Origin of the sequence: Nonomuraea sp. MTCD27, assembly GCF_041950495.1 — a bacterium.
GTDB lineage: Bacteria > Actinomycetota > Actinomycetes > Streptosporangiales > Streptosporangiaceae > Nonomuraea.
Map to the genome: position 1 here is coordinate 365,480 of NZ_JBGNUW010000010.1, position 25,110 is coordinate 390,589.

General features: G+C 72.1%; 20 protein-coding genes. 10 read left to right on the forward strand and 10 right to left on the reverse strand.

What is annotated here, in order from left to right:
- The first annotated feature begins 77 nt into the window (after window positions 1–77).
- Both ACBJ59_RS29535 and ACBJ59_RS29540 read left to right on the forward strand, forming a co-directional pair.
- Window positions 78–3,275: an ATP-dependent helicase gene (locus ACBJ59_RS29535; protein ID WP_375113465.1), complete on the forward strand. Its 3,198-nt coding sequence runs from the start codon at window positions 78–80 to the stop codon at window positions 3,273–3,275.
- The gene (locus ACBJ59_RS29540; RefSeq protein ID WP_375113466.1) at window positions 3,269–6,550 is read left to right on the forward strand and encodes an ATP-dependent helicase; all 3,282 of its coding nucleotides are present in this window, start codon (window positions 3,269–3,271) and stop codon (window positions 6,548–6,550) included. Before ACBJ59_RS29535 ends, ACBJ59_RS29540 begins: the two co-directional genes overlap by 7 nt.
- Here the strand turns inward: ACBJ59_RS29540 and ACBJ59_RS29545 are convergent.
- The 4 genes from ACBJ59_RS29545 to ACBJ59_RS29560 are packed head-to-tail and all read right to left on the reverse strand — an operon-like array spanning window position 6,510 to window position 11,721.
- The gene (locus ACBJ59_RS29545; protein ID WP_375113467.1) at window positions 6,510–7,577 is read right to left on the reverse strand and encodes a type III PLP-dependent enzyme; all 1,068 of its coding nucleotides are present in this window, start codon (window positions 7,575–7,577) and stop codon (window positions 6,510–6,512) included. The genes ACBJ59_RS29540 and ACBJ59_RS29545 overlap by 41 nt on opposite strands.
- Window positions 7,574–9,106, reverse strand: coding sequence for an IucA/IucC family protein (locus ACBJ59_RS29550; RefSeq protein WP_375113468.1), 1,533 nt, complete (start codon window positions 9,104–9,106; stop codon window positions 7,574–7,576). Before ACBJ59_RS29550 ends, ACBJ59_RS29545 begins: the two co-directional genes overlap by 4 nt.
- Window positions 9,107–10,582 (reverse strand): IucA/IucC family protein, encoded by a 1,476-nt coding sequence (locus ACBJ59_RS29555; RefSeq protein ID WP_375113469.1) that lies wholly within the window; start codon window positions 10,580–10,582, stop codon window positions 9,107–9,109.
- Window positions 10,579–11,721: a siderophore biosynthesis protein gene (locus ACBJ59_RS29560; RefSeq protein WP_375113470.1), complete on the reverse strand. Its 1,143-nt coding sequence runs from the start codon at window positions 11,719–11,721 to the stop codon at window positions 10,579–10,581. The genes ACBJ59_RS29555 and ACBJ59_RS29560 overlap by 4 nt, the downstream gene beginning before the upstream one ends.
- Before the next feature lie 145 nt (window positions 11,722–11,866).
- Between ACBJ59_RS29560 and nudC the strand changes: the two genes are divergently transcribed.
- A complete protein-coding gene (nudC, locus tag ACBJ59_RS29565) occupies window positions 11,867–12,841 on the forward strand; it encodes an NAD(+) diphosphatase (protein WP_375113471.1) in 975 nt (324 codons plus the stop codon).
- A gap of 3 nt (window positions 12,842–12,844) precedes the next feature.
- On the opposite strand, the gene ACBJ59_RS29570 is transcribed toward nudC, so the two are convergent.
- Together ACBJ59_RS29570 and ACBJ59_RS29575 are read right to left on the reverse strand one after the other, a co-directional pair.
- On the reverse strand, window positions 12,845–13,093 hold the full coding sequence (locus tag ACBJ59_RS29570) for a mycoredoxin (protein WP_364136431.1): 249 nt from the start codon (window positions 13,091–13,093) through the stop codon (window positions 12,845–12,847).
- Window positions 13,094–13,183: 90 nt separating this feature from the next.
- The gene (locus tag ACBJ59_RS29575) at window positions 13,184–14,068 is read right to left on the reverse strand and encodes an alpha/beta hydrolase (protein ID WP_375113472.1); all 885 of its coding nucleotides are present in this window, start codon (window positions 14,066–14,068) and stop codon (window positions 13,184–13,186) included.
- A 162-nt stretch (window positions 14,069–14,230) separates the two neighbouring features.
- Between ACBJ59_RS29575 and ACBJ59_RS29580 the strand changes: the two genes are divergently transcribed.
- The 5 genes from ACBJ59_RS29580 to ACBJ59_RS29600 all read left to right on the forward strand — a co-directional run bounded on the left by ACBJ59_RS29580 (window position 14,231) and on the right by ACBJ59_RS29600 (window position 18,286).
- Window positions 14,231–16,276 (forward strand): ATP-dependent DNA helicase UvrD2, encoded by a 2,046-nt coding sequence (locus ACBJ59_RS29580; RefSeq protein ID WP_375113473.1) that lies wholly within the window; start codon window positions 14,231–14,233, stop codon window positions 16,274–16,276.
- Window positions 16,277–16,402: 126 nt separating this feature from the next.
- A complete protein-coding gene (gene tesB / locus ACBJ59_RS29585; protein WP_364136425.1) occupies window positions 16,403–17,272 on the forward strand; it encodes an acyl-CoA thioesterase II in 870 nt (289 codons plus the stop codon).
- A 116-nt stretch (window positions 17,273–17,388) separates the two neighbouring features.
- Window positions 17,389–17,658, forward strand: a complete 270-nt coding sequence (locus ACBJ59_RS29590; RefSeq protein ID WP_375113474.1) for a hypothetical protein — start codon at window positions 17,389–17,391, stop codon at window positions 17,656–17,658.
- Between the two features lie 129 nt (window positions 17,659–17,787).
- Window positions 17,788–18,057 (forward strand): WhiB family transcriptional regulator, encoded by a 270-nt coding sequence (locus tag ACBJ59_RS29595; protein ID WP_080045300.1) that lies wholly within the window; start codon window positions 17,788–17,790, stop codon window positions 18,055–18,057.
- 22 nt (window positions 18,058–18,079) lie between these two features.
- The gene (locus ACBJ59_RS29600) at window positions 18,080–18,286 is read left to right on the forward strand and encodes a hypothetical protein (protein ID WP_375113475.1); all 207 of its coding nucleotides are present in this window, start codon (window positions 18,080–18,082) and stop codon (window positions 18,284–18,286) included.
- 183 nt (window positions 18,287–18,469) lie between these two features.
- On the opposite strand, the gene ACBJ59_RS29605 is transcribed toward ACBJ59_RS29600, so the two are convergent.
- Window positions 18,470–19,078: a hypothetical protein gene (locus ACBJ59_RS29605; protein WP_375113476.1), complete on the reverse strand. Its 609-nt coding sequence runs from the start codon at window positions 19,076–19,078 to the stop codon at window positions 18,470–18,472.
- A 77-nt stretch (window positions 19,079–19,155) separates the two neighbouring features.
- On the opposite strand from ACBJ59_RS29605, the gene ACBJ59_RS29610 reads away from it, so the two are divergent.
- Window positions 19,156–19,785 (forward strand): TetR/AcrR family transcriptional regulator, encoded by a 630-nt coding sequence (locus tag ACBJ59_RS29610; protein WP_375113477.1) that lies wholly within the window; start codon window positions 19,156–19,158, stop codon window positions 19,783–19,785.
- A gap of 269 nt (window positions 19,786–20,054) precedes the next feature.
- Here the strand turns inward: ACBJ59_RS29610 and ACBJ59_RS29615 are convergent, their stop codons facing one another.
- Both ACBJ59_RS29615 and ACBJ59_RS29620 read right to left on the reverse strand, forming a co-directional pair.
- A complete protein-coding gene (locus ACBJ59_RS29615) occupies window positions 20,055–20,264 on the reverse strand; it encodes a hypothetical protein (protein WP_375113478.1) in 210 nt (69 codons plus the stop codon).
- 338 nt (window positions 20,265–20,602) lie between these two features.
- Entirely contained in the window at window positions 20,603–21,268 is a 666-nt protein-coding gene (locus ACBJ59_RS29620) for a M15 family metallopeptidase (RefSeq protein WP_375113479.1), read from the reverse strand.
- Window positions 21,269–21,353: 85 nt separating this feature from the next.
- Between ACBJ59_RS29620 and ACBJ59_RS29625 the strand changes: the two genes are divergently transcribed.
- Window positions 21,354–24,404, forward strand: coding sequence for a BTAD domain-containing putative transcriptional regulator (locus ACBJ59_RS29625; protein WP_375113480.1), 3,051 nt, complete (start codon window positions 21,354–21,356; stop codon window positions 24,402–24,404).
- On the opposite strand, the gene ACBJ59_RS29630 is transcribed toward ACBJ59_RS29625, so the two are convergent.
- On the reverse strand, window positions 24,401–25,110 hold a 710-nt coding region (locus ACBJ59_RS29630), incomplete at its 5' end, for an FG-GAP repeat domain-containing protein (RefSeq protein WP_375113481.1). The genes ACBJ59_RS29625 and ACBJ59_RS29630 overlap by 4 nt on opposite strands.

A 25,110-nucleotide genomic window follows, 5' to 3' on the forward strand; every position in this document is an offset into this window, starting at 1 on the left:
ATACCTTAGGCGGATCGCGAGGGGAGACCGGGCAAGTCGGCACGATCTACCCCTGTGGTCTGGTGGAATCTAGTGCTGTGAGTGCTCAGACCTGGCGGTTGGTGCGAAGAGGTGGCGGGGGGCCGAATGTGCCGCCTGAGCTTGATGAGCACCAGCGTGCCGTGGTCCAGCACCGGAGCGGTCCCCTCCTCGTTCTCGCAGGTCCGGGCACCGGCAAGACCACCACGATCGTCGAGAGCGTGGTCGACCGGATCGAGCGGCGCGGCCTCGACCCCGAGCGCGTGCTCATCCTCACCTTCAGCCGCAAGGCCGCCGAGGAGCTGCGCCAGCGCGTCACCGCGCGGCTGCGCCGCACCACCCGCACCCCGCTCGCCCTGACCTTCCACTCCTACGCCTACGCGCTGCTGCGCCGCGAGTCCGTGCTGGCGGGCAAGGCCCCGCCGCGCCTGCTCACCGGCCCTGAGCAGTTGCTGGAGATCCGTCGGCTGCTCCACGGCGAGCTGGAGAACGGCGCGCCCGGCTGGCCCGTGTCGCTGCGCGAGCCGCTCAAGACGCGCGGCTTCGCCGAGGAGCTGCGCGACTTCCTGTCCCGGGCCAACGAGCGCGGGCTCGACGCCGAGCGGCTGGTCGCGCTCGGCCGGCTGCACGGGCGCGGCGACTGGGTGGCGGTGGGGCGGTTCGCCGAGCGCTACCAGGACCGGTTCGACCTGGCCCCCGAGGAGACCTACGACTACGCCGAGCTGATCGGGGCCGCCACCGCGCTGCTGGCCGATCCCGAGGTGCGCGAGCGCGAGCGGGCGGCGCACGACGTGGTGTTCGTGGACGAATACCAGGACACCGACCCGGCCCAGGAGCTGCTGCTGACCCAGCTCGCCGGCGACGGCCGCGACCTGGTCGCGGTCGGCGACCCCGACCAGTCGATCTACGGGTTCCGGGGCGCCGACGTGCAGGGCATCATGAAGTTCCCCGAGCGCTTCAGGACCCTCCACGGCCGCGAGGCCCCGGTGCTGGCCCTGCGGGTGTGCCGCAGGAGCGGCGCCGACCTGCTGGAGGCCTCCCGCCGGGTGGCCGCCAGGCTGCCGGTGGCCCCCGCGCCGGAGCACGACCAGCGCCACGGGCACCGCGACCTGCTGCCGCTGCCCGACGCCGAGCCCGGCGACGTGCGGGTGCTGCTGGCCGACAGCACCAGCCAGGAGGCGGCGATCGTGGCCGACACGCTGCGCCGCGCCCACCTGATCGACGGGGTGCCCTGGCACCGGATGGCGGTGCTGGTCCGCTCGGCCAAGCGGCAGGTGCCGCTGCTGCGGCGGGCGCTGGTCAACGCCGGGGTGCCGACCATGATCGCGGGCGACGAGGTGCCGATCGCGCAGGAGCCGGGCGTGCGGCCGCTGCTCACCATGCTGCGCGTGGCGCTGGACCCGTCGCAGCTCGACGAGGGGGTGGCGGAGGAGCTGCTGACGGGCCCGCTCGGCGGCACCGACATGATCGGCGTACGCCGCCTCCGCCGCGCGCTCAAGATCGCCGAGAACGAGGCCCTGAGCGCCGTCGCCGACGAGGCGGAGCCGCTGCCCGTCAAGCCGCGCTCGTCCGGCGAGCTGCTCGTGGCCGCCGTCAAGGACGTCCGCGAGCTGACCCGCGTCGAGCCCCACATCGCCCTCCCGGCCGAGCGCGTGGCCAAGTTGCTGGCCGACGCCCGCGAGGCCGCCCGGCAGGAGGGCACCGCCGAAGACCTCCTGTGGGCCGTCTGGCAGGGCAGCGGCCTGGCCGCGCGCTGGACCGACCAGAGCCTGGCGGGCGGCCCCAGGGGCGCCCAGGCCGACCGCGACCTCGACGCCGTGGTGGCCCTGTTCGACCACGCGGCCAGGTTCGTGGACCGGATGCCGATGGCGGGTCCCGAGGTGTTCCTCGACGACCTGGCCGCCCAGGAGATCCCCGGCGACACGCTGGCCGACCGGGCCCCCGACGGCGACGCCGTACGCGTGCTGACCGCCCACCGCTCCAAGGGCCTCGAATGGGACGTCGTGGTCGTGGCGGGCGTGCAGGAGGGCGTCTGGCCCGACCTGCGCCTGCGCGGGTCGATGCTGGGCGTCGAGGACCTCGTGGAGGTGGTGGAGGGCGCCGAGCCGAGCGCCGCCTCGCTGGCCTCCAAGCTGCTGGCCGAGGAGCGCAGGCTGTTCTACGTGGCCGCCACCAGGGCCAGGCGCAGGCTCGTGGTCACCGCCGTCGGCGGCGAGGACACCGACGAGCGCCCGTCCAGGTTCCTGTCGGAGCTGATGCCGGGCGCGGTCGAGACGGCCACGGTGGACGACCGGGCCCGCTGGCTGAACATGTCCGCCCTGGTCGCCGACCTCCGCAGCGCGGTGACCGACCCCACCAAACCGGGCAGGCTCCGGCAGAAGGCGGCGCGGCAGCTGGCCCGCCTGGCCGCCGCCGGGGTCCAGGGCGCCCACCCCAACGACTGGTACGCCCTCACCCCCATCTCCGACGACCGCCCCCTGAGCTGGCCCGACGGGATCGTCAGCATCTCGCCTTCGGCGGTCGAGAGCTTCACCAAGTGCGGCCTGCGCTGGCTGCTGGAGACGGCGGTCGGCGCGGCGGGCACCAGCACCGCCCAGGGCCTGGGCAACGTCATCCACGCCCTGGCCGTCCTGGCGGCCACCGACCTGCCCAGCGAAGACCTCCTGGGCGACCGCCTCGACCAGATCTGGAGCGACCTCGACTTCGGCGGCGTCTGGTACAACCGCAAGCAGCGCCAGGTGGCCGAGCAGATGATCGGCAAGTTCCTGCGCTGGCACAAGGAGAACCCGCGCGAGCTGGTGGCCCTGGAGGAGGCGTTCACGGCGATGGTCTCGGAGGGCGTCCAGATCAAGGGCCGGGTCGACCGCGTGGAGCGCGACTCGGACAACCGCGCAGTGATCATCGACCTCAAGACGGGCGGCTCCAAGCCCAAGGCCGGCGATCTCGGCCGCCACCCGCAGCTCGGCGTCTACCAGCTGGCCGCGCTGCTGGGCGCGTTCGCCCGGCACGGCATGACCGAGCCGGGCGGCGCGGCGCTGGTGCAGCTCGGCAAGGCGGCGGGCAAGAACGACGCCCTGGAGCAGAAGCAGGGCGCGCTGGCCGAGGACCAGGATCCCGGCTGGGCCGCGGACCTGGTCGACACGGTGGCCACCGGCATGTCCGGCCCGTTCTTCCAGGCCAAGGTCAACGACGGCTGCCGCACCTGCGCGGCCAGGGCGAGCTGCCCGGTCAACGACAACGGGGGCCAGGTGTGCTGACCCCCGCCGAACTCGCCGGCAAGCTCGGCGTCCTGCCCCCGACCCCCGAGCAGGCGGAGGTCATCGAGGCCCCGCTGGAGCCGATGGTCGTCATGGCGGGCGCCGGCTCCGGCAAGAGCGAGACCATGGCCGGCCGCGTGGTGTGGCTGGTCGCCAACGGCCTGGTCAAACCGGAGAACGTGCTGGGGCTCACCTTCACCCGCAAGGCCGCCGCCGAGCTGGCCACCAGGGTCAGGGAGCGGCTCAACGGCCTGGCGGAGGCCGGCCTGGTCGCGCCGGGCGCGCTCGACAACGAGCCGACCGTGTCCACCTACCACGCCTACGCCGCCCGCCTGGTCACCGACCACGCCCTGCGCGAGGGGCTGGAGCCCACCATGCGCCTGGTCACGCCGGCCGTGTCGTGGCAGCTCGCCTCGCGGGTGGTGGCGATGTACGACGGGCCGATGGACAAGATCGAGCTGGGCCCGCCGTCGGTCACGGCCGCCCTGCTGGAGCTGGCGGGCGAGCTGTCCGAGCACCTGCGGGCCGGCTCCGACGTGCGGCGGGTGGGGGAGTGGCTGCAGGACAGGCACGCCCTGCTCCCCGGCCGGACGACGCTCGCCCAGCGCAAGCCGCTCACCGTTCAGGCGGCCAGGGAGCAGCTCCTGCCGCTGGTGGAGGCGTACGAACGGCTCAAGCGCCGGCGCGAGGTCATCGACTACGGCGACCAGATGTCGCTGGCCGCCCGGATCGCCGCCGGCCACAAGGAGGTCGGCGAGATCGAGCGCTCCCGCTACTCCGTGGTCCTGCTCGACGAATACCAGGACACCAGCCACGCCCAGCTCGTCCTGCTGCGCTCCCTCTACGGCGGCGGCCACGCGGTCACCGCCGTGGGCGACCCGTGCCAGTCGATCTACGGCTGGCGCGGCGCCTCCGCCGGCAACCTGCGCCGCTTCTCCCGCGACTTCCGCACCGGCACGGGCGACCCGGCCCCGGTCCGCCAGCTCAGCGTCAGCTTCCGCAACGGCGACCGCGTCCTCGACGTCGCCGCCCGGGTGCAGCTCCCGCTCCGCATGGAGGCCCGCGAGGTCCCCGTCCTGGTCCCCGGCCCCAACCGGGTCGACCGGGGCCGCGTCACCTGCGCCTTCCACGAGACGGCCGAGGACGAGGCCAGGTGGATCGCCGACGGCATCGCCAAGATGCTCGGCCAGGAGGTCGCCCCCGACGGCCTGCCCTGGGGGGAGAGGGAGCGCAAGAAGACGCTGGCCGTGCAGCCGCAGGACGTCGCCATCCTGGCCCGCAAGCGCTCGCAGTTCCCCGCGCTGCGCCGGGCCCTCGAGGACCGCGACATCCCGGTCGAGGTCGTCGGCCTCGGCGGCCTGCTCACCGTGCCCGAGGTCAACGACATCGTCGCCACCCTCCGCGTCCTGTACGACCCCACGGCCGGCGACGCGCTGGCCAGGCTGCTGGCCGGCCCCCGCTGGCGGATCGGCCCGGCGGACCTGCGGGTGCTGGGCGAGCGCGCCAGGGAGCTGGCCCGCGAGCTGAGCGACAGCCGCCGCCAGGAAGACCCGCTCGACCAGGTGGTGGCCGACCTGGCCGAGGAGCGCGGCAGCCTGGTGGACGCGCTGGACGAGCTGCCCGACCGGGAGGCGTGGCTGGAGCCGTTCTCGCCGCTGGCCCGCACCAGGCTGGTCGCGCTCGCCCACGAGCTGCGCCACCTGCGCGCGCACACCGCTCAGCCGCTGCCCGATCTGATCACCGAGGTCGAGCGCAGGCTCGGCCTCGACGTCGAGGTGGCCGCGCGCAGCGGCACGGCGGGGGCGTTCGCGGCGCGGGCGGATCTCGACGCGTTCCTCGACGCGGCCTCCAGGTTCGCGGGCGACTCGGAGGACCCGACGCTGGGGGCGTTCCTGGCCTACCTGCAGGCGGCGGAGAGCGAGGAGTTCGGGCTGGAGGCGGGCCGGGTCGGCGAGAGCAACAGCGTCAAGCTGATGACCGTGCACGCTTCGAAGGGCCTGGAGTGGCCGATCGTGGTGGTGCCCGGCCTGTCGCAGCTCGTCAGCTCGAAGGGGACGATCGCGACGGGCAGCATCTTCCCCGCCACGCCGGTCATGAACAGCCGCTGGACCGACAACCCGCGCAAGCTCCCCTACACCCTGCGCGGCGACGCCGCCGACCTGCCCCGGCTGAGCGGGCTGAGCAAGGAGGAGCTGGCGGCCTTCGACGAGCTCTGCCGCGAGCGCGACCTGATGGAGGAGCGCAGGCTCGCGTACGTGGCCGTGACCCGCGCCCACTACCACCTGATCGCCTCCGGCTACCGGTGGGGCACCGCGACCAAGCCCCTGGAGCCGTCCGACTTCCTGCTGGAGATCCGCGACACCGCCGACCGGATCTCGTTCTGGGCCGGCGACCTGGCCGAGGGCGCGACCAACCCGCTGCTTGCCGAGCCCGCCGAGGCCACCTGGCCGGTCACGCCCGAGGGGCTGCGCTACGAGTCCGTGCTCGACGGCGCCCGCCTGGTCGAGGACGCATTGGCCGGCACGCTCGGGCCGGACGACGAGGACGAGCCGCTGCGGGCCTACGAGGAGGAGCGCCTGCGCGCCTGGGAGCGCGACACCGACCTGCTGCTGCGCGAGCGCGAGCTGCACCGGCGCAAGCCCGCGACGACCGTCGAGCTGCCCATGAAGCTGACCGTGTCGTCGCTGGTCACGCTGGCCGCCGACCCGCGCGAGCTGGCCCGCAGGATCCGCCGGCCGGTCCCGGTCAAGCCGGCGCCGCTGGCCCGCCGGGGCACCTCGTTCCACAAGTGGCTGGAGACCCGGTGGGACCAGCAGCGGCTGATCGACGACTTCGAGCTCTACGACGAGGAGCTCGAAGAGGCCGACGTGCGGCTGGCCGAGCTGCAGGAGCGGTTCGAGGAGAGCGAGTGGGCCGACCGGCGGCCGGTCGATCTCGAGGTGCCGTTCGAGACCATGATCGCCGACCGGCTGGTGCGCGGGCGGATGGACGCCGTCTTCGAGCGGGCGGGCGGCGGTTACGAGGTGGTCGACTGGAAGACCGGCCAGCCGCCCAGGGGCAAGGCGGCGAAGGCGGCCACGGTGCAGCTCGCCGCCTACCGGCTGGCCTGGGCGCACCTGGCGGGCGTGCCGCTGGAGCAGGTGGGCGCGGCCTTCCACTACGTACGCGCCAACCGCACCGTGCGGCCGGTCGACCTGCTCGACGCCGACGGCCTGGTCGCGCTCATCGAGGGTGTCAGGCTCTTAGATAGTGGAAAGCCGGCTTCGGGTGCATGAGGAAGTCGTGGTGCGAGATGTTCCAGGCGTAGGCCCCGGCCATCTCGAACACCACGGTGTCCCCGACCCCCACCGAAGTCACGATATTTCGGGCAAAAAGGTCTTTTGGGGTGCAGAGTTGGCCGACGAACGTGACCGGTTCGCCGGCCACGCCGCCCTTGCCCGTACGCAGGACGTGGAGCGGCTGGTCGTGCCCCTTGGTCACCGGCGTGCGCAGGTGGTGCGTGCCGCCCAGCAGGATCGCGTACGCCTGCCCGCGCACCCGCTTCACGTCCACGACCTTCGTCACGTAGTAGCCGCAGTAGACGGTCAGCGCCCGCCCGGGCTCGATCCGCAGCCGCCTGCCCCGCCCCAGCCCGGCCAGCCCCGCCCCGTAGGCGGCCCAGTCGAACCTGGACTCCGGCGTGGCGTAGGAGACCGCCATCCCGCCGCCCAGGTTGACCTCCTCGTAGGCGTTGTCCAGCAGCGCACCCGCCAGCCCGAGGAGCTGCGGCGCCGCCAGCCCGCTGGCCAGGTGGGCGTGCAGGCCGCGCAGCCGTACGCGGTCGCCGAACAGCGGCAGGCACTCCGCCACCCCGGCCTCGTCCATCCCGAACGGCCCGCTCATCGTCAGCGCCGCGCCCTCGACCGGCAGGTCCGGGTTGAGCCTGAGCAGCACGTCCGCCTCCAGCCCGGTGCCGAGCAGGCGGCGCAGCTCGTTCGGGGACTCGACGTGCAGGCGGTGGTGCGGCAGCCGCAGCTCGGCGTCGGTCTTGCCGGGCCCGCCCAGCGCCACCGGCATGCCCGGGAACAGGCCCGTCACGTGCGCGTGCTCGCCCGCCGACGACACCTCGAACCCGTCCACGTGCCCCGCCAGCACCCGCAGCAGCTCGGCGTCGGGATTGGCCTTGACGGCGTAGTACAGCTCGATGGCCCCCAGCGCCCGCCGTACGGACGCGACGTGCTCGTCCAGCGCCGGCAGGTCATAGACGTAGGCCGGGACCTCCGCGAGGCTCAGAGCGGCCTCCTGGACGCGCGGCCCGATCATGCGAGCGGGTTCGCGATCGGGACGTAACCGGCCGCGCGGTCGGCCGCCCTGGCCCAGCGCACCCCCAGGTTCGCCTTGGCCGGCAGGGGCGCGCCCGCCAGCAGGTCCGACAGGGGCAGCGGCCGGCCCAGACCGGCGGCCTGGCGGGCGAGCAGGTCGCGGGCGATCCGCCACAGTTCGCGCAGCAGCCCGTCGTCCTCTCCCGCGACCGTGGCGGCGATCTCGGTCAGGTGGTTGACGAGCAGGCAGTAGACCACGCGGGCCCAGCCGCGCTCGGCGTCGTAGCTGAGCGCGCGGGCCACCTCGGGATGCAGGCCGCCGAGGTCGTGGCGGCCCGTGACGAGCTTGGTGCCCTCCAGGTCACGGAAGACGGCCTGCGCGGGCGTTCCGGAGGCGTCCAGGCCGACCAGGACGTTCTGCAGGTGGGGCTCCAGCACCACGCCGTGCGTGAAGTACAGCTCCAGGACCGGCAGCGCGACCACCGTCACGTACGCCCGCCACCACGCGAGCGGATCGTGCACGGGGGCGTCCAGGGCGAGGGCGGCGGCCAGGACCGGGGTGACGCCGGGGTCGCAGACGGCCCACGGGCTCTGCCTGACGATCACCCCCAGCCCCTCGTGGAGCCGGGTGCCCAGGGCGGCCGACCGGTGGCCGGGCTCGGGGAGCCAGCGGGTGGTGGGGTGCTCGGCCGCGACCTTCTCGAAGACGGGCGTCAGCCGTCCGGTCAGCTCCACCGCGCCGGCCAGCTCGTACCAGGCGTTCTTCCGCACGCAGTTCGTGATCCGGACGTCCAGGGAGAACTTCAGGCAGACCTCCGCCGCGGGGGCGTAGACGGTGCGTACGGACGAGGTCGGCACCACGACGGGCCCCGGCCCCAGGTCGAGCAGCTCGCCCCCCAGGGCCGGCCGCAGCAGGTCGAGCTGCCACGGATGCGCTGGCAGCACCCGGTACCCGGCGGGCGCCCGGCCCATCGCGTCGAGCGCGGCCACGTCGCCCTGCTCGGCCAGCACGTCCTCCCGCACGCCGAGCAGCCGGACGGGGAACTCGGCATGCGCCTCCGGGGCGTACCGCAGCCAGCCGTCCCCGCCGCGCGCCTTGGGGCTGGGGTGGAACGGGTGCCCGTACACCAGCGCCTGCTCGGAGGCCAGCCAGGGGTCGGCGGGCGGCACGGCCCCGGCCCGGGCGCCCAGGATCGCCGCCACGGCGTCCCTGCTGGCCGCCACCTGCCCGGCGAACTCGCCGTTGTGCCCCTGCAGCTCCGCCTCGACCAGGCCGACCAGCTCGTCGGTGGACAGCGGCTGCCAGGCGCCGGCCCGCAGGCGTTCGGGCCGGCCGGCGAAGCGCAGGGCCGCCCCGCCGTGCGTACGGGCCCGCAGCAGCACCCCCGCCACCCGCAGCAGCAGGTACGGCGGTGCCGGCCACACCAGCCCGCGCGGCCCGGCCACCTCCCGCACGCAGCAGCGCAGCAGGGCCGCCAGCGTCGCCTCCTCGGCCAGGCCGGAGGGCGCGTCGATGGCTAGTCCGGGCATTCAGGCTCTCCTCAGGTAGTTCGGCCCGCTGGTGCCGTAGAACTTGTTGATGTCGCGCGCGCCGGAACGTTCCTTGGACACCAGAGTCCCGGCGGTGATCATGGATTTGCCGGTGAGCCGGGCCGCGTCGAGCGTCCGGGCGCGCAGGAGCCTGGCCATGGGGTCGTCGCCGTACTCGTCGAGGGCCTCGGCCAGCGTGTCGCGCAGCAGCGCGGCGGCCCGGTCGTGCGGCAGCGCCGCGAACGTCACGGCGGCGGCGGCCAGGTGCAGCGTGATGGTCACGAACACGTCGGCCAGGGCGTGGGGGTCGTCGGTCAGCATCCGCTCGTCGGCGAAGGCCGGCACCTCGACCCCGGCGGCCCGCAGCCGCGAAGGCGAGGCCAGCAGGCCGTCGTTGTCCTTGACCAGCAGCCGCAGGCGGTCGCCGCCGAGGACCAGGGCGAGGTTCTGCTGGTGGGCCTCCAGGGCGACGCCGTAGCGTACGAAGAGCTTGACGTTCCACCGCAGCAGCAGCCGCAGATAGTCGGGCAGCACGTCGCCCAGCCCGTCGAGCACGCCGGGCGCGCCCAGCGCGGCGACCGGCACGATCTCGCCCTCGGGCAGCCGCCGGACCATCCAGGCGAGATACTCGTGACCGGCGTGCGCGTGGGTCTGCTCGTCGGCCGGCACGACGTCCGGGTCGGCCAGCTCGCGCAGCAGCAGCTCGGCCCTGGCCCCGTCGGCCAGCACGCCCGGCTTGATCGAGCGCCGGTTCCTGACGCCCAGGGTGCTGATGGGCAGGGGCAGCTTGAGATGCACGCGCGGGCTCACCTCGACGGTCCGCATGGACAGCGTGGGCCGCACCCGTACGGCCGCCTCGTCCAGCACCCGCACCCCGTCGATCTTCCGTACCTCGTCCACGGCCAGCGGATGCACCGGGAAGAGCGCCTCGCCGTCATCGAGGTCGTCCGCGAACGGCGGCGCCACGTCGGGAGGCAGCCGGTCGGCGGAGCCCGGCACCACCGCCCACCGCAGCTCGAACGAGGGCCCGAACTCCGGCGCGTACGCCCGCAGATCGTCTTCGGACAGCCCCACCCGAGCCCGCGAAGTCGGGTGGACCGGGTGGTCCACGAAGGCGGCCAGCGTCTCGTAAGAGGGCCCGGACCGCAGCACCTCTTCCGCCACCCCGTCGTGCTGCTCCAGCGCCGCCAGCGCGGCCAGGCACTCCTCGAAGAAGGCCGCCACTCCTTCGGAGTCCGCCGGGTGGGCGAGCTCCACCAGCGTCTCCAGCACCTGCTCCAGCCCCAGCCGCTCGTCCGGCGCGACCACGAAGTCCTGGAACAGCACCCCGGGTGCCAGCCGGACCCACCGCCCGTCCGCCAGCAGCAGCCCGACCCCGTCCTTGGTCCTGGTGACGCGGGAGGCCAGCCCGCCGTAGTCCTCGCGCAGCAGCGCGTCGAGCACCCGGGCGGCCAGGTACGCCTCCCGAGCGCTCATTCGACCACCCACGGCCGCGCGGCCCGGTACTCCGCCACGGCCGCGTCCACCCGCGCCCGATCAGGCCCGACCGCCCGAACCACGCCCAGGTAGTCGCGGTTGGTACGCGTCAGGGAGACGACGTCCCCCACCTCGCGCAACGGCCGGTGCCACAGCCGCACGTCGCCGCTGACCACGGACTCGTGCCCGGGGGCGTCCTTGATCGTCCCGGGCCGGTCCGCGACCAGGCTGACCGCGCTCGCGTGCCTCCCGGCGGCGTCCGGCACGGCCGGCACGCGCTGCCCGAGGTGCACCCGCAGGATCCACTCGAACAGCGGCACCCCGAGCACCTCACCCAGCAGGAAGTCGCAGTGGTCCCCGATCGCCCGGTAGTTCACCTCGATGATCCGGGGCCCGGCCGGGGTGAGCGCGTACTCGGTGTGGCAGGCCCCGAACCCCACCCCGAGCGCCCGCAACGCCGCCAGCACGTGCCCGTGCGACCCGTCCGGCGGCGCCCAGTCGAGCCGCTCCTCCACGAAGTACGGCAACGCCCCCAGCGTCGTCTCGAACCCCCCGAGCACCCGCAGCCCGCCGTCGTCCCCCAGCGTCTCCAGCGTCCGCAGCGGCCCTTCGAGGTATTCCTCCACGACCAGCGCCTCGCCCGGCCGCCGCCGCCTGACCTCGGCCACCGCCCCGGCCAGGTCGCTCTCGACGAGCATGACGTCCTCGCTGGCCACCCCCTCGCGGGGCTTCAGCACGACCGGGTACGGCGGGTGCTCCGGCACCGGGTCGCCGGGCCCCAGCCGTACGGAGAACACCCGCTCGACCCCGGCCTCCGCCAGCCTGCGCCGCGTCAGGAACTTGTTCTTGGCCGCCGCGCACGCCCGCCAGTCCTTGCCCGGCACCCCGAAGTAGGATGCGGCGAGCGCGGTCTCCGCCTGCAGGTGGTCGGAGTTGGTGAAGATCGCGTCCGGCCTGCCGAGGTGTTCGACGGCGTCGATGAGGGCGCGCGGGTCCCGCACGTCACACGCCACCGCGTGCGGATGGTGCTCGGGCCGGTCGGTGAGGATCGTGACCTCGCAACCGAGTGCCCGGGCCGCCGGCAGGAAGCCGTCCGTCACGGAATCGGTTGGTTTGAGCGCGGTCAGGTAGAGCCGCAACGCGAAGGCACCCCCGAAGAATCAGGTAAGGCTAACCTAACTCGTCGATCTTAGCCCCCGAGAGATCACCCCGGTGCCCGGATACCGTAATCGCCGGCTAACTGCGAGGTCATAGGATGACATGGGATTCAGGAGGGGGCGGCCAGTGGAGACGACCGCGGAAGAGCAACTCATCGGACCGCTGCTCCTCGCACGCGGCACCATCGACCGGTCCTCGGCGCTGCGGGCCGACGACGGGTGGCTGGAGCGGGCGTGGTCCGATCCCGCGACCAGGGTGCTGGTGATCGACAACGGTCACACGCTGGTGCGGCGGTCGGGAGACGAGGTGCAGGCGGTGCTGTTCACGCCCGCGGACGCGCCACCGGGGCCGCGCTACCTGCTGGGCCTCGAAGACGGGGTCGCCTACTTCGCGGTGGCCGCGCCGCTGCCGGGCCTGCCCAAGGGCGACCTCAACGGCCGCGTCACGATCCCGATGACCCTGCGTGACACGCCGGAGGGCCAGCCGGTGGCGGCCGGGCTGCGCCAGGCGGGGGGCCTGCTCGGCGACCGCGACGCGGGCCTGTTGGTCTACGCCGTGGCGCTGGAGGCGTGGCACTCGACGCACGAGTTCTGCCCGCGCTGCGGCAGCCGCACCGACGTCGCGGCCGGCGGCCACATCCGCGTCTGCCCGCAGGACTCCAGCCAGCACTTCCCGCGCGTCGACCCGGCCGTGATCATGCTCGTCCGCGACGCGGACGACCGCTGCCTGCTGGCCCGCGGGCCGCACTGGCCGGAGGGTCGGCTGTCGATCCTGGCGGGGTTCGTGGAGCCGGGGGAGTCGCTGGAGGCGGCCGTTGTCCGCGAGGTCGCGGAGGAGGTCGGCATCGTCGTCACCAACCCGCGCTATCTCGGCAGCCAGCCCTGGCCGTTCCCGCGCAGCCTCATGCTCGGCTTCTTCGCCGAGGCGATGACGACCGCGCTCACCCCCGACGCCGACGAGATCGCCGAGGCGCACTGGTATTCCAGGGAGGAGATGGCACGGGCGCTGGAGTCGGGCGAGCTGCGCCTGCCGCCTCCCGTGTCGATCGCCCGCCGCCTCATCGAGACCTGGTACGGCGGCGAGCTCGTCGGCGACTGGTGACCGTCAGGCCGCTTCGAGCAGGGCCTTGACCTCGATGGCCGAGGGGTTCGTCCGCACCACGCGACCGTTGGGGGTGTCGATCACGACGGTCGGCACCACCTGGTTGCCGTTGTTGACGCTCATCACGAAGTCGGCGGCAGACGGGTCACGCTCGATGTCGATCTCGTCGAAGCTGATGCCCTCGCGAGCGAGCTGGGACTTGAGCCGCTTGCACGGGCCGCACCAGGTGGTGCTGTAGATCGTGAGCGCCATCTCGGGACACCCTCCAAGGTCAAGGAATCAGGCGATCGGTGCAACAACGCCCGGTGCCTGGTTAATCCCGGATCTGCCTGGTCCGGTCCCCTACCCGATCCGCTCGGCGATCCACGCCTGCACCCGCTCGGCCACACCCGGCTCCCGGTAGAGCGGCGAGCTGTGGTTGACCCCCGGCGCCGTGAACACGGTCACCGGCACGCCCACCTGCCCGAGCATCTGCTTGAGCAGCTGGCTCTGCACCGGCGGCACGAACTCCTCCGCCGAGTGGATGGTCAGCATCGGCGCGTCCTTGCGGCTGGCGTGCCAGGCCACCTCCATGCTCGCCCAGACGCGCGAGCACTTGCCCTTGGGCGCGCAGCCGCCGGCCAGCTTGATGGCGGCCGTGCGGAGCTTGCGCTTGTTGGGGTCGGTGGCCTTCTCGCCGTCGGAGTAGGCGCGCAGCGGCGAGATGATCGGGGACAGCCCGACCACGCCCTTGAGCCCGTTGATGCCGTCGCCGTACGTGCCCACGGCCGCCGCGATGTGCCCGCCCGCGGAGAAGCCCACCAGCACGTAGTTGCCCGCGTCGAACGCCCACTTGTCGGCATGCTTGCGCGCCATGGCGATCGCGGCCAGGGCGTCGGTGCGCTGCGCGGGCCAGGCGGCGTCGCCGGAGAGGCGGTAGTTGAGGTTGAAGACCGTGTAGCCCATCTCGGCGTAGCCGCGGGTGATCTCCTTCATGTACTTCTTGTCACCGCTGGACCACCAGCCGCCGTGGACGAGGAAGATCCCGGGCCGCTCCTGGCCGTCGGGCGTCCACCAGACGTCCATGCTCTGGCGCTGGTGGGAGCCGTACTGGACGGTCTCCACGGACAACCCGCCGAGCCCCTCAGCGTCCACGGGGTTGCTGACCGTGGGGCCGGGGGCGGGGTCCTTGGCCGCGCTCGCGGTGACTGGTGTGAGCACGACGGCAGCGAGCGCGAGAACGCTCACGGAAACCGCTGTTCGCACGGCCTTCCTTTCCCCCATGCACGTGGTCGGCCCCATTGTGGGGGAAGAGACCAGTTCTTTGCATCTCGATGACTAGGAACATACGTCGGCCCGCATGTTGCCAGAATAAGGTGCTTCACCGCCACCGGCTGGAAGGATGTACGGGTGAACAACTCGGACGACGTACTGATCGGACTCGACCCCGAGCAGCGCGCGGTCGCCGAGGCCGTGCGCGGGCCGGTGTGCGTGCTGGCGGGTGCGGGCACGGGCAAGACCAGGGCGATCACCCACCGCATCGCGTACGCGGTCCGCAGTGGAGTCGTGGACGCGCAGAGCGTGCTGGCCGTGACGTTCACCACACGCGCGGCGGGCGAGCTGCGCCAGCGGCTGCGCGCGCTCGGCGCCCCCGGCGTCCAGGCGCGCACGTTCCACGCCGCGGCGCTGCGCCAGCTCACCTACTTCTGGCCGCGGGTGATCGGCGGCGAGGCCCCGTCGGTCATCGAGTCGAAGCTCCCGGTCCTGGCCGAGGCGTGCCGCCAGGTCCGCCGCAGCCCCGACCGTTCCGAGCTGCGGGACATCGCCTCCGAGATCGAGTGGGCCAAGGTCACCCAGATCGGCCCGGAAGACTACGTCGCGGCGGCCGCCAAATATCACCGCACGCCGCCGATCGCGGCCGACGAGGTGGCCGGGCTCTACGAGTCGTACGAGCGGATCAGGCGCGAGCGTCACCTCGTCGACTTCGAGACCATCCTCGAGCTGACCGCGGCGGTGATGACCGAGCACCAGGAGGTGGCGGCGCAGATCCGCCAGCAATACCGCTATTTCGTGGTCGACGAGTATCAGGACGTCAACCCGCTGCAGAAGCTGCTGCTCGATACCTGGCTCGGCGGCCGCGACGACCTCTGCGTGGTCGGCGACCCCAACCAGACGATCTACTCCTTCACCGGCGCCAGCCCGCGCTACCTGACCGGGTTCGCGGTGGAGCACCCCGACGCGGCCGTCATCAAGCTCGTACGCGACTACCGCTCCACCCCCCAGGTCGTCGATCTGGCCAACCTCGTCATCGCCAAGGGCAAGTCCCCGCACCGCCTGGAGCTGGTGGCCCAGCGCCCCGACGGCCCCCGGCCGGTGTTCAACGACTACGACGACGAGCCCGCGGAGGCCGCCGGCGTGGCCCGCGCCATCAGGAAGCTCCTCGACAAGGGCGTGCCGTCGCGCGAGATAGCCGTGCTGTTCCGCGTCAACTCACAGTCGGAGTCGTACGAGGAGGCTCTGGCCAAGGCCGAGATCCCCTACGTGCTGCGCGGCGCCGAGCGCTTCTTCGAACGCCCGGAAGTGCGCCAGGCGGTCGTCCTGCTGCGCGGCGCGGCCCGCTCCGCGGCCGGTGAGCCGCTGGCCGGCGAGGTGCACCACGTCCTGGCCGGAATCGGCCTGACCCCGTCGCCGCCCGGCGGGGGCAAGGCCAGGGAGAAGTGGGAGTCGCTCAAGGCCCTGGCCGACCTGGCCGAGGACATGGCGGCGGACGGGGCCGACCTGCCCGCGTTCGTGGCCGAGCTCGAACGCCGCGCCTCCGAGCAGCACGCGCCCCCCGTGGAGGGCGTCACCCTGGCCTCGCTGCACGCCGCCAAGGGCCTGGAGTGGGACGCGGTGTTCCTCGTCGGCGTCACCGACGGCATGCTGCCGATCATCTACGCGGAGACCCCCGAGCAGATCGAGGAGGAGCGGCGGCTCCTCTACGTCGGCGTCACGCGCGCCCGGGAGCATCTCTCGCTCTCCTGGGCCCTGGCCCGCGCGCCCGGGGGCCGCAAGAGCCGCCGCCCGTCGCGCTTCCTCGACGGCCTCACCGGCCGCGTTTCGTCGCCGCCGCGCGTGGCCCCGTCCACCCGCGAACGCCGCCAGGTGGCCGCGCCGGTTAGCTGCCGCGTGTGCGCCAAGACGCTGGTGGTCGCGGCCGAGCAGAAGCTGGGCCGCTGCTCGACCTGCCCGGCCGACTACGACGAGGCCCTGCTCGAACGCCTGAAGTCGTGGCGCACCGCCACGGCCAAGGAGAGCAAGGTGCCCCCCTACGTCATCTTCACGGACGTGACGCTGCAGGCGATCGCCGAGCGGGCCCCGGCCACGGAGCAGGAGCTGCTGTCGATCGCGGGGGTCGGCAAGGTCAAGATCGACCGGTACGGTGAGGCCGTCCTCGCCCTGTGCCGCGCTTCGTAGCCGGGTGCCGTAACAACGGCGAAACTGCGACAGGGAATCATCAGACAAGCCAGGCCCACGTTTGGGCGTGAATGGGCGACACGTCAGACTTGTCCCAGAATCGGAAAACACAAGGGGGACGGACGCGTGAACGAGGCGCTGAAGGAGCTGCTGGACCTGCTCGACCTGGAGCAGATCGAGCTCGACATCTTCCGGGGCAGGAGCCCGGAGGAGCGCATCCAGCGTGTCTTCGGCGGCCAGGTGGCGGCGCAGGCCCTGGTGGCGGCGGGCCGTACGGTGCCCAAGGACCGTAACGTGCACTCCCTGCACGCCTACTTCATCCGGCCGGGCGACCCGTCCATCCCGATCGTCTACAACGTCGAACGCCTCCGCGACGGCCGCTCGTTCACCACGCGCCGCATCGTGGCCGTCCAGCACGGCAAGGCGATCTTCACGATGTCCGCGTCGTTCCACGTCTTCGAGGAGGGCGTGGAGCACCAGGCCCTGACGATGCCGGCGGTGCCCGACCCGGAGACGCTGCCGACGTTCCAGGACAGGATGTACGAGCTGGTCGGCGACAACCCGGACCTGCGCGACTGGCTCTCGCGCCCCCGCCCGGTGGACGCCAGGTACGCCTCGCCGCTCACCTGGGAGGCGTACGCGAACCCGGAGCTGCGCAGCGCCCAGACCAACGTGTGGTTCCGCTATCACGCCGACCTGCCCGACGACCCGCTCCTGCACGTGGTGCTGGCCGCGTACGCCTCCGACTTCACGCTGGTCGACACGATACTGCTGGCACACGGCATGGCCTGGGGCGCCTCGAACGTCATGGGCGCCTCGCTGGACCACGCGATGTGGTTCCACCGCCCCTTCCGGGCCGACGACTGGCTCCTCTACGCTCAGGAGTCCCCGTGGTCGGCGGGGGCCCGGGGGCTCGCCCGCGGGGAGATGTACACGGCGTCAGGTGAACTCGTGGTCTCGGTCGTCCAGGAAGCCATGATTCGCGTGATGAAGTAGACACGAAATCGCAGGTAGAAAATATGTTGCCCCTTCCCGGGTTCCCGGTTTAGGGTCATGGTCAAGCGAGTCGGACACTCCTGTTCCGACGATCCCAAGAGTGGAGGTGAGCCCCGGTGATCAGCATCAAGATGTCGGCCACGCAGTGGCGCGCCTCCGCATGCCGTGACCTGGTGAGACTCGTCGATGGTCCCGCCAAGCCGCGGCAGGAGAAGTCTGCCCGTAGCCAGGCCGCCGCCTTCTATGCGCACGCCCACTTCGGTGCCGCTGCCGTGAAGCAAGGCGCTCCTGTCTACAACGCACGTATCGAACTGCCGACCAGCCAGCTCACCAAGGGTGGACTGTGCGGTCCGCAACCCTGGAGGGATGCTCCGGTCATAACCTGACCGGCAAGCAACCGCCTCCAGGCCGCGGATCCGCACACAGGATCCGCGGCCTTCTTGTTTGTCCGTGATCCCCGACCACCTACGAGGTGCCCGACCAAGATCAAAAAGATCGATCAAAAGGAGAAGCAGATGGGGGCGAAGACGATCATGGACCTGATCGACGAAGCCAAGATCCCCTGTCGTACCGACCCTGACCTGTGGTTCGCCGAGTCGCCGGAGGACGTCGAGTTCGCCAAGGCTCTCTGCGGCGGCTGCCCGATCCAGAAGGCCTGCCTGGCCCGCGCGCTCGAGCGCGAGGAGCCGTGGGGCGTCTGGGGTGGCGAGCTGATCCTCAGGGGAACGATCGTTCCCCGTAAGCGTCCGCGCGGGCGTCCCCGCAAGCACCCGGTCGCTGCCTGAACACCGGACCTACCACCAGAAAGTGAACAAACCGATGAGCGTTCATTCGACGAGGAGCCTTGCCGTGCCGGATCTGATTCATGACTTGGTAAATGACCGAATACAAACCCTCCACCGCGAGGCGGCCGAACAGCGCCTCATCCTGCGCGTCAGTCGCGTGCAGCGGGCGCGGCGCGAGGTCAAGCGGGCGAACGACCGCCTTCGCAGGGCCTTGAGCCGCCAGATCTGACCCCGGAGATCCTGCCGCCGGCGCAGGATCTCCGGTTCGGATCCCTCCTGAGAGCCGGGCGCCGGCCGGCGCCCGGCTCTTCTCTTTCCCGGCCGTGCCTTCCCACGGACGGACCACCCGCCCCGCCGCACCGATCGCTCGCCACCGCGCTGCGGCATCGGACGCCGTGGCTGCTGCGGACGATCAGGACGCCGAAGGCATCGCGGACCTTCCAGACCTCTTGGACGCCTGAGATTCCGCAAGCTCCGTGGCCGACCAGAGCCGCGCCGCCATCCAGGCGACCCCGACCCCCGCCATCACCAGCCCGGCCAGATAGACCGGCAACGGCACCACGTTCCGCAACGACCCGGGCACCATGCCCACGGCGTAGAGCAGCACGCCCACCACGGGCATGGCCCCGCTCCTGATCGCGGCGGCACTGAACGTCACCACCCCCACCAGCAGGACGACCGACGTGAACAGGAACGCCCGCCCGGTGCCCCCGGCCAGCAGCCCGCTCACGACGCCGCCGCCGAGGTAGGGGAAGACGAAGTGCAGCGTGTACTCGATCGCGAACGCCCCGGCCAGCCCGGCCGAGTTGAGCACGTATCCGACAAGCCCGAGCGTGCCGGAAGTGCGGCGAATGAGCAGGTAGATGCCGGTGATCGCGAGTAATCCCGTCAGGGCCCCGAACGGTGCGATGGCATGGGTGAGCGCCGTCTCCGGCAGGTATCCAGCGCGACGGGCGGAGTTGACGAACAGCAACACGGCGCAGGCGAACCCCGCCACCGCGGCAACCCGATGAACGCTCATGTAGGGCGTCCTCCCTCTTGTTCTTCTCGGTGATAACACTCGTTATGATCCTCGTTATCGCCAGATATGGTGAGAGGGTGCCGAGAGCCGTAAGCACCTCGAAAGAACTCGGCGCGCTGCGCCAGGACCTGCTCGACGCGGCCCTGCGCGTGCTACGCGAGAAGGGCGCGCTCCACCTGACCCTCCGCCGCGTGGCCGACGCCGCCGCCACCTCCACGATGGGCATCTACACCTGCTTCGGCGGACGAGCCGGCCTGCTGGAAGCGATCTACGAGCACGGCTTCCACCTCCTTCACGAGGCGATGACCCGATCCCTGGACGGTCGCACGGATCCGCTGGCCCGGATCATGGGGGTCGCGTACGGCTACAGGCAGTTCGCCCTGGCCGACCCTGCCCTGTTCGCGCTCATGTTCGAGCGCCCGGTTCCGGATTTCGACCCCTCGCCCGAGCAGCGCAACGACGCCCTGCGCCTGTGCTTCGACCCGCTCGCCGCCGCCACCTCGGCAGCGGCCGAGGCCGGCCTCATCCGGGCGACGGACCCGGAGCGCTCGGCGTACCTGGTGTGGACCACGATCCACGGCCTCGTCGGCATCGAGCTGACCTGCTCGCTTCGCAGCCCGCTCCCCGGCTGGTTCCTGAACTCCGGCGAGGAGGGCGAGCGCATCCTCAAAGACGGCGTCCGAGCCCTCCTGTCCGGCCTCACCTGAACGCCCCACCCCGAACAGGCACGACTTGCACCCTGAACGGCAAGCCGCGGGGATGGTACCGGCCGGCAGGGCATGTGCGAGCGAGTGCCCGGCCGGCCGGCGAGCTGCCCGCCGCCGCCACCCATGAGGTCCGTGCGGAAGATCGAAAACCTGACGGGGACGGTGGTGGCGGACAGCCCGGTCAAATCACCAGACTCACGCGCGCCCTGCCCGCGGCCGCCACGACGGTGCCGCGACCGCTCGGCGCGCTGCACGACGCTGTCGTGCGATCAAGGAGTGGTGATGCAGTGCATGGCGGGAACCGCGGCAGGCATGCCCGCCGCGGTCGGATCCACCATGGTCGTCAGTTCACCGGCGCTCGCAGCCAGGCACTCGCCGGCACGAGCAGGATCGAGGACGGCGTTCGCGGCGGGTGCGGCGGCGAGCAGGCCCAGGGTCGCCAGGGCGGTGGCGGCCAACAGCCGCACGGGTCGGTGCATTGGTATTCTCCCAAGAGAGAGTAACGGTTTGCACTTGTATACTTACACAGAGTAGTCACTGCTTGACAGTGGAATCCCGGAACTCCCGCCATCTCCCCAAGCCGCCTTCCCCTGAAACGGGTGAGGCCAGCCCGATGGCACAGGCATCCTCACGGACGCGGCCGGTGCCCATGACGGGAAACGTGCCCGTGATCCGGGCGTGCCCAGGACACGGGCGTGTCGCCCGACGGCGCCGGGTGCGACATACCAGCGATATACCGGAACGTCGTACGGTGGCGTACCGCGCAACCCTGGCTGCGGGCGCGGGCATCACGGCGGGGGCCCCGGCGTACCAGCTCTTATGAGCCGTTCCAGTCGAGCGGCCCGTAGAGGGCCGCGGGGGCACCCGTCGTGAGCGCCCAGTACCTGTCGCCGTAAGACCAGTGCCACCACTCTGTCGGGTAGTTGATGAAGCCTGCCGCGCTCATGGCCTGAGCGAGCAGACGCCTGTTGGCTCGCGTCTGGGAGGAGATCGCCGGATGGTGCGTGTAGCAGGCGCCGCCGCTCTCCTCCGGTCCGGCGTTCACGGGGGTGCCCATGTCGAGCTCGGCACCGTCGGCGTCGATCAGCGTGAGGTCGACGGCGGCCCCGCACACGTGCGGCGCCACCTCCGGCGGCGCGAGCGAGCGGCTGGCCTGGGTGTGGACCTGCTCCTCGCTCCACGAAGGGTTGGCGTCGCGGAGCTCGGCGGCGTACCGGGTGAAGTAGTGCCGCTGCAGCGCCAGGGGCCGGTAGCCCTCGACGACCAGCAGCCGGTGTTTCGCGGGCAGGAGCTCGTGCACCGACAGCAGCCGATCGACGAGGCCGATGCGTAGCCGGGCGTACGCGCCGGCGCCGTCGGCCTGGCGGTCGTCGAGCGCCAGCTCCGGCACCTTGCGCAGGTCGAACAGCGGCTCACCGCACTCGATCACCGGGATGGCCAGGAGCCGGCGGTCCGACATCAGCACGATCGATTCATCTGTCATGTCTTACGGTCCTTCACTCGTGTTTCGATCGAGCATGAGGGGCCCCGCTGTAAGTTCGCTGCAATTCCACGGATGCGAGGTATCGATGGAATTTCGCCTGCTGGGGCCCGTCGAGGTGTGGGACGGAGCGCAACGGGTGGCGCTGGGCGGGCCCAAGCCGCGGGCGCTCCTCGCGTCGCTGCTCCTCAGCCCCGGGCGGGTGGTGTCGGTCGATCGGCTGGTGGACCTGATCTGGAGCGATCGTGTTCCCGGCACCGCCAGAGAGCTGGTCCAGACGTACGTCTCCTCCTTGCGGCGCAGGCTGCGGCCGGAGGCGATCGTGACCCGCCCTCCGGGCTATCTGCTGCTCCTGGACGGCGAGCGGTTCGACCTCCAGTTGTTCGAGCGATTCGTCGCGGACGGACGGCTGGCCGCGGAGGAGGGCAGGCACGAGGACGCCGAGCAGGCGCTGCGCGCCGCCGAGGCGCTGTGGCGCGGTCCCGCGCTGGGCGGGATCGGCGAGGCCCTTCAGGCGGAGGCGGCTCGCTTGGAGGAGCTCCGCCTGACCGTCATCGAGGAGCGCATCGCCGCCGAACTGCTCCTGGACCGCCACGGCGACCTGGTGGCGGAGCTCACCGCGCTGGTCGCCGCCCATCCGACACGGGAGCGAATCCGCGGCCAGCTGATGACGACGCTGTACCGGCTGGGCCGCTCGGCCGAGGCCCTGTCGGTCTTCGACGACGGGCGGACGACGCTGGCCGAGGAGCTGGGCCTCGATCCCGGCCCGGAGTTACGCGCGTTGCAGGAGGCCGTCCTGCGGGGTGATCCGGCCCTGTCCGGCGCGGCGCCCCCGTATCTCAGGCGGCACTTCGTGCCCAAGCAGCTGCCACCGGACGTGCCGGACTTCACGGGCCGGGCCGACGTCGTGGGAGAGCTGACGCCCATGCTGGCCGCGAGCCGTACGGCGCCGCCCGTGGTGATCATCTCGGGGAAGGGCGGCGTGGGGAAGAGCGCCGTGGCGGTCCATCTGGCGCACCGGGTCGCCGATCGTTATCCGGACGGCCAGCTCTTCGCCGATCTCCGCGGCACGAGCGACACCCCGGCCACCGAGCAGGAGGTGCTCGGCCGTTTCCTGCGCGCGCTCGGCGTCGAGCACGAGGCCCAGCCCGAGTCGCCGGCGGAGCGGGCCGCCCTCTACCGCAGCCTGCTGGCGCAGCGACAGGTGCTGGTGGTGCTGGACGACGCCCGGAACGAGCAGCAGATCCGGCCGCTGCTGCCCGGCGAGGCCGGTTGCGCGGTGTTGGTCACCTCGCGGGGACGGCTCGCCGGCCTGGCCGGCGCGCATCTGACCGACCTCGACATGCTCGACGGTGAGGCCGCGCTCGCCCTCCTCGGCGCCGTCGCCGGGGCCGACCGCGTCGCCGCCGAGCCGGGGGCCGCCCGTGAGATCGTCCGGTTGTGCGGCCTGCTGCCCCTCGCCGTGCGGACCGTGGGCGCGCGCCTGGCCACGCGGCGGCATTGGCCCCTGGCCACCATGGCCGCCCGGCTCACCGACGTGCGCCGCAGGCTGGACGAGCTCACCGCCGGGGACGTGGAGGTCCGGGCCAGCGTCAGCCTGAGCTACCGGGCTCTGGACGAGCAGGGCAGGGCGGCGTTTCGCCGGCTCGGTCTGCTGGGGGTGCCCGACTTCGCGCCGTGGCTCATCGCTCCGCTTCTCGACGTGCCGGCGGCGGACGCTGAAGAGATCGCCGAGCGCCTGGTGGACGCCCAGCTCGTGGACTTCGCCGCGATCGACGCCACCGGGCAGCCCCGCTACCGGCTGCACGATCTCCTGCGGGTCTTCGCCGCGGAATGCGCCGAGGCGTACGACACCGCGGACGAGCGGGCGGCGGCCGTGACCCGCACCCTCGGCAGCTGGCTCTGGCTCATCGACAGGATCGACTCCCGCGTGCCCTCCGGAGAGGTCATCCTGCGCGGCGACTACGCGTCCGCCCGCCCGTTAGACGACCTCGTCGCCGCCCGGGCGGCTGCGGACCCGGCCGCCTGGCTGGACGCCGAGGCGCCCTGTCTCATCGTGGCCGTGTCCCGCGCCGCGTCGCTGGACCTGGACGTCGCCGCCTGCGACCTGGCAGCGGCGCTGTCCTTCTCGCACGTCTTCAACGCCAACCGCCTGAGCGAATGGCGCACCAGCCATGAGGCCGCGCTGGCAGCCGCCCGGCGCGCCGGGAACCGGGCCGGCGAGGCGGTCCTGCTCGCCGGTCTGGGCCACATCCACTACAAGCTGGACCGCTTCGACCAGGTGCACGAGTACCTGTCCGCGGCCCTGCCGCTGTTCGCCGAAACCGGAGACGTCAGGGGCGAGGCCGTCGCCCTCGCGGGCATGGGCACCGCCTGCCGCGAACAGTGCCGGCTGCGTGAAGGGCTCGGGTACCTGACCAGATCCGCGGCGATCTTCCGGCGGCTGGGCGACCACTCCGCGATCGGCGCGACCTCGCGGATGGCCGCCGCCATCCATCTCGAACTCGGCGAGTACGAGGCCACGTGGCCGCTGCTCGACCAGGCGCTGGACGCCTACCGCCGGGCGGGCAGCCGGCGTGGAGAGGCGCTCACGCTGCGCACCACGAGCCTCGTCCATCGCGCCCTGGGCGACTACGCCGAGGCCGCCGAGCTGAGCACCCGGGCCCTGGACATGTTCCGCGCCCTCGGCGACCCGCTCATGGCCGCCTTCGCCGTGCAGTCCCTCGTCAAGGTGCGGATCCGGCAGGGTGACGGAGCCGCCGCCCTGTCGCAGCTCGTCGACGCCCTGGAGGTATGCAGAAGCCACTTCGACCGGTACGGCGAGGCTCTCATGCAGCGCACCATCGGCGAGCTCCATCTGGCGAACGGCCAGCTGGATCTCGCCGAGGCCCACCTCATGCAGTCGATCGCCATCTCTGAGGAGCTCCGGACGCCGCTTCCCGTGGCGCGCGCCAAGCGTGATCTGGCGGCCGTGCTGGCCGCGCGCGGCGACACCGCGGCGGCGGAGCTCGTGATCGCCGAGGCGACGGCCGTCTTCGCCGGCCACGACGCGCGTGAGGGAGACGAACTCGGGGTCACCTCGTCCGGGCAGACCGAAGGGCCGGATCCCGAGGATCCGGCCCGTCGATCGCCAGGTTAGAAGTAGGGGGTCCAGCCGGGGCCGATGGGGGTGGCGGGGCCGAAGTTGTTGTCGCCTTCGCCGTTCCAGATGTGCAGGGTGCCGTCGGTCATGGCGGCGATGTCGTCGTGGCCGTCGCGGTTGACGTCGCCGAGGGAGGTCAGGGTGCCGTCGTAGGGGCCCCAGCCGGCGCCGACTTCGTGGGCGGTGCTGAAGGTGTTGTTGCCTTGGCCGTTCCAGATGTGGAGGGTGCTGCCGTTCTTGATGGCGGCCAGGTCGCCGATGCCGTCGTTGTTGAAGTCGCCGCCGATGGGCTTGCTGAAGGCTGCCCAGCCGGGGCCGATGGGGGTGGCGGGGCCGAACTTGTTGTTGCCTTGGCCGTTCCAGACGTGGAGGGTGCTGCCGTCCTTGATGGCGGCGATGTCGTCGTGGCCGTCGCGGTTGACGTCGCCGATCGAGGTCAGGGTGCCGTCGTAGGGGCCCCAGCCGGCGCCGACTTCGTGGGCGGTGCTGAAGGTGTTGTTGCCTTGGCCGTTCCAGATGTGCAGGGTGCTGCCGTTCTTGATGGCGGCCAGGTCGCCGATGCCGTCGTTGTTGAAGTCGCCGCCGATGGGCTTGCTGAAGGCTGCCCAGCCGGGGCCGATGGGGGTGGCGGGGCCGAACTTGTTGTTGCCTTGGCCGTTCCAGACGTGGAGGGTGCTGCCGTCCTTGATGGCGGCGATGTCGA

Coding starts and splice junctions, on each gene's coding strand:
- ACBJ59_RS29550 (WP_375113468.1), bottom strand. CDS start 9,106: ATGCCCGGACTAGCCATCGACGCGCCCTCCGGCCTGGCCGAGGAGGCG.
- ACBJ59_RS29555 (WP_375113469.1), bottom strand. CDS start 10,582: ATGAGCGCTCGGGAGGCGTACCTGGCCGCCCGGGTGCTCGACGCGCTG.
- ACBJ59_RS29620 (WP_375113479.1), bottom strand. CDS start 21,268: ATGACAGATGAATCGATCGTGCTGATGTCGGACCGCCGGCTCCTGGCC.
- ACBJ59_RS29615 (WP_375113478.1), bottom strand. CDS start 20,264: ATGCACCGACCCGTGCGGCTGTTGGCCGCCACCGCCCTGGCGACCCTG.
- ACBJ59_RS29595 (WP_080045300.1), top strand. CDS start 17,788: ATGGGGGCGAAGACGATCATGGACCTGATCGACGAAGCCAAGATCCCC.
- ACBJ59_RS29570 (WP_364136431.1), bottom strand. CDS start 13,093: ATGGCGCTCACGATCTACAGCACCACCTGGTGCGGCCCGTGCAAGCGG.
- ACBJ59_RS29605 (WP_375113476.1), bottom strand. CDS start 19,078: ATGAGCGTTCATCGGGTTGCCGCGGTGGCGGGGTTCGCCTGCGCCGTG.
- ACBJ59_RS29625 (WP_375113480.1), top strand. CDS start 21,354: ATGGAATTTCGCCTGCTGGGGCCCGTCGAGGTGTGGGACGGAGCGCAA.
- ACBJ59_RS29545 (WP_375113467.1), bottom strand. CDS start 7,577: ATGATCGGGCCGCGCGTCCAGGAGGCCGCTCTGAGCCTCGCGGAGGTC.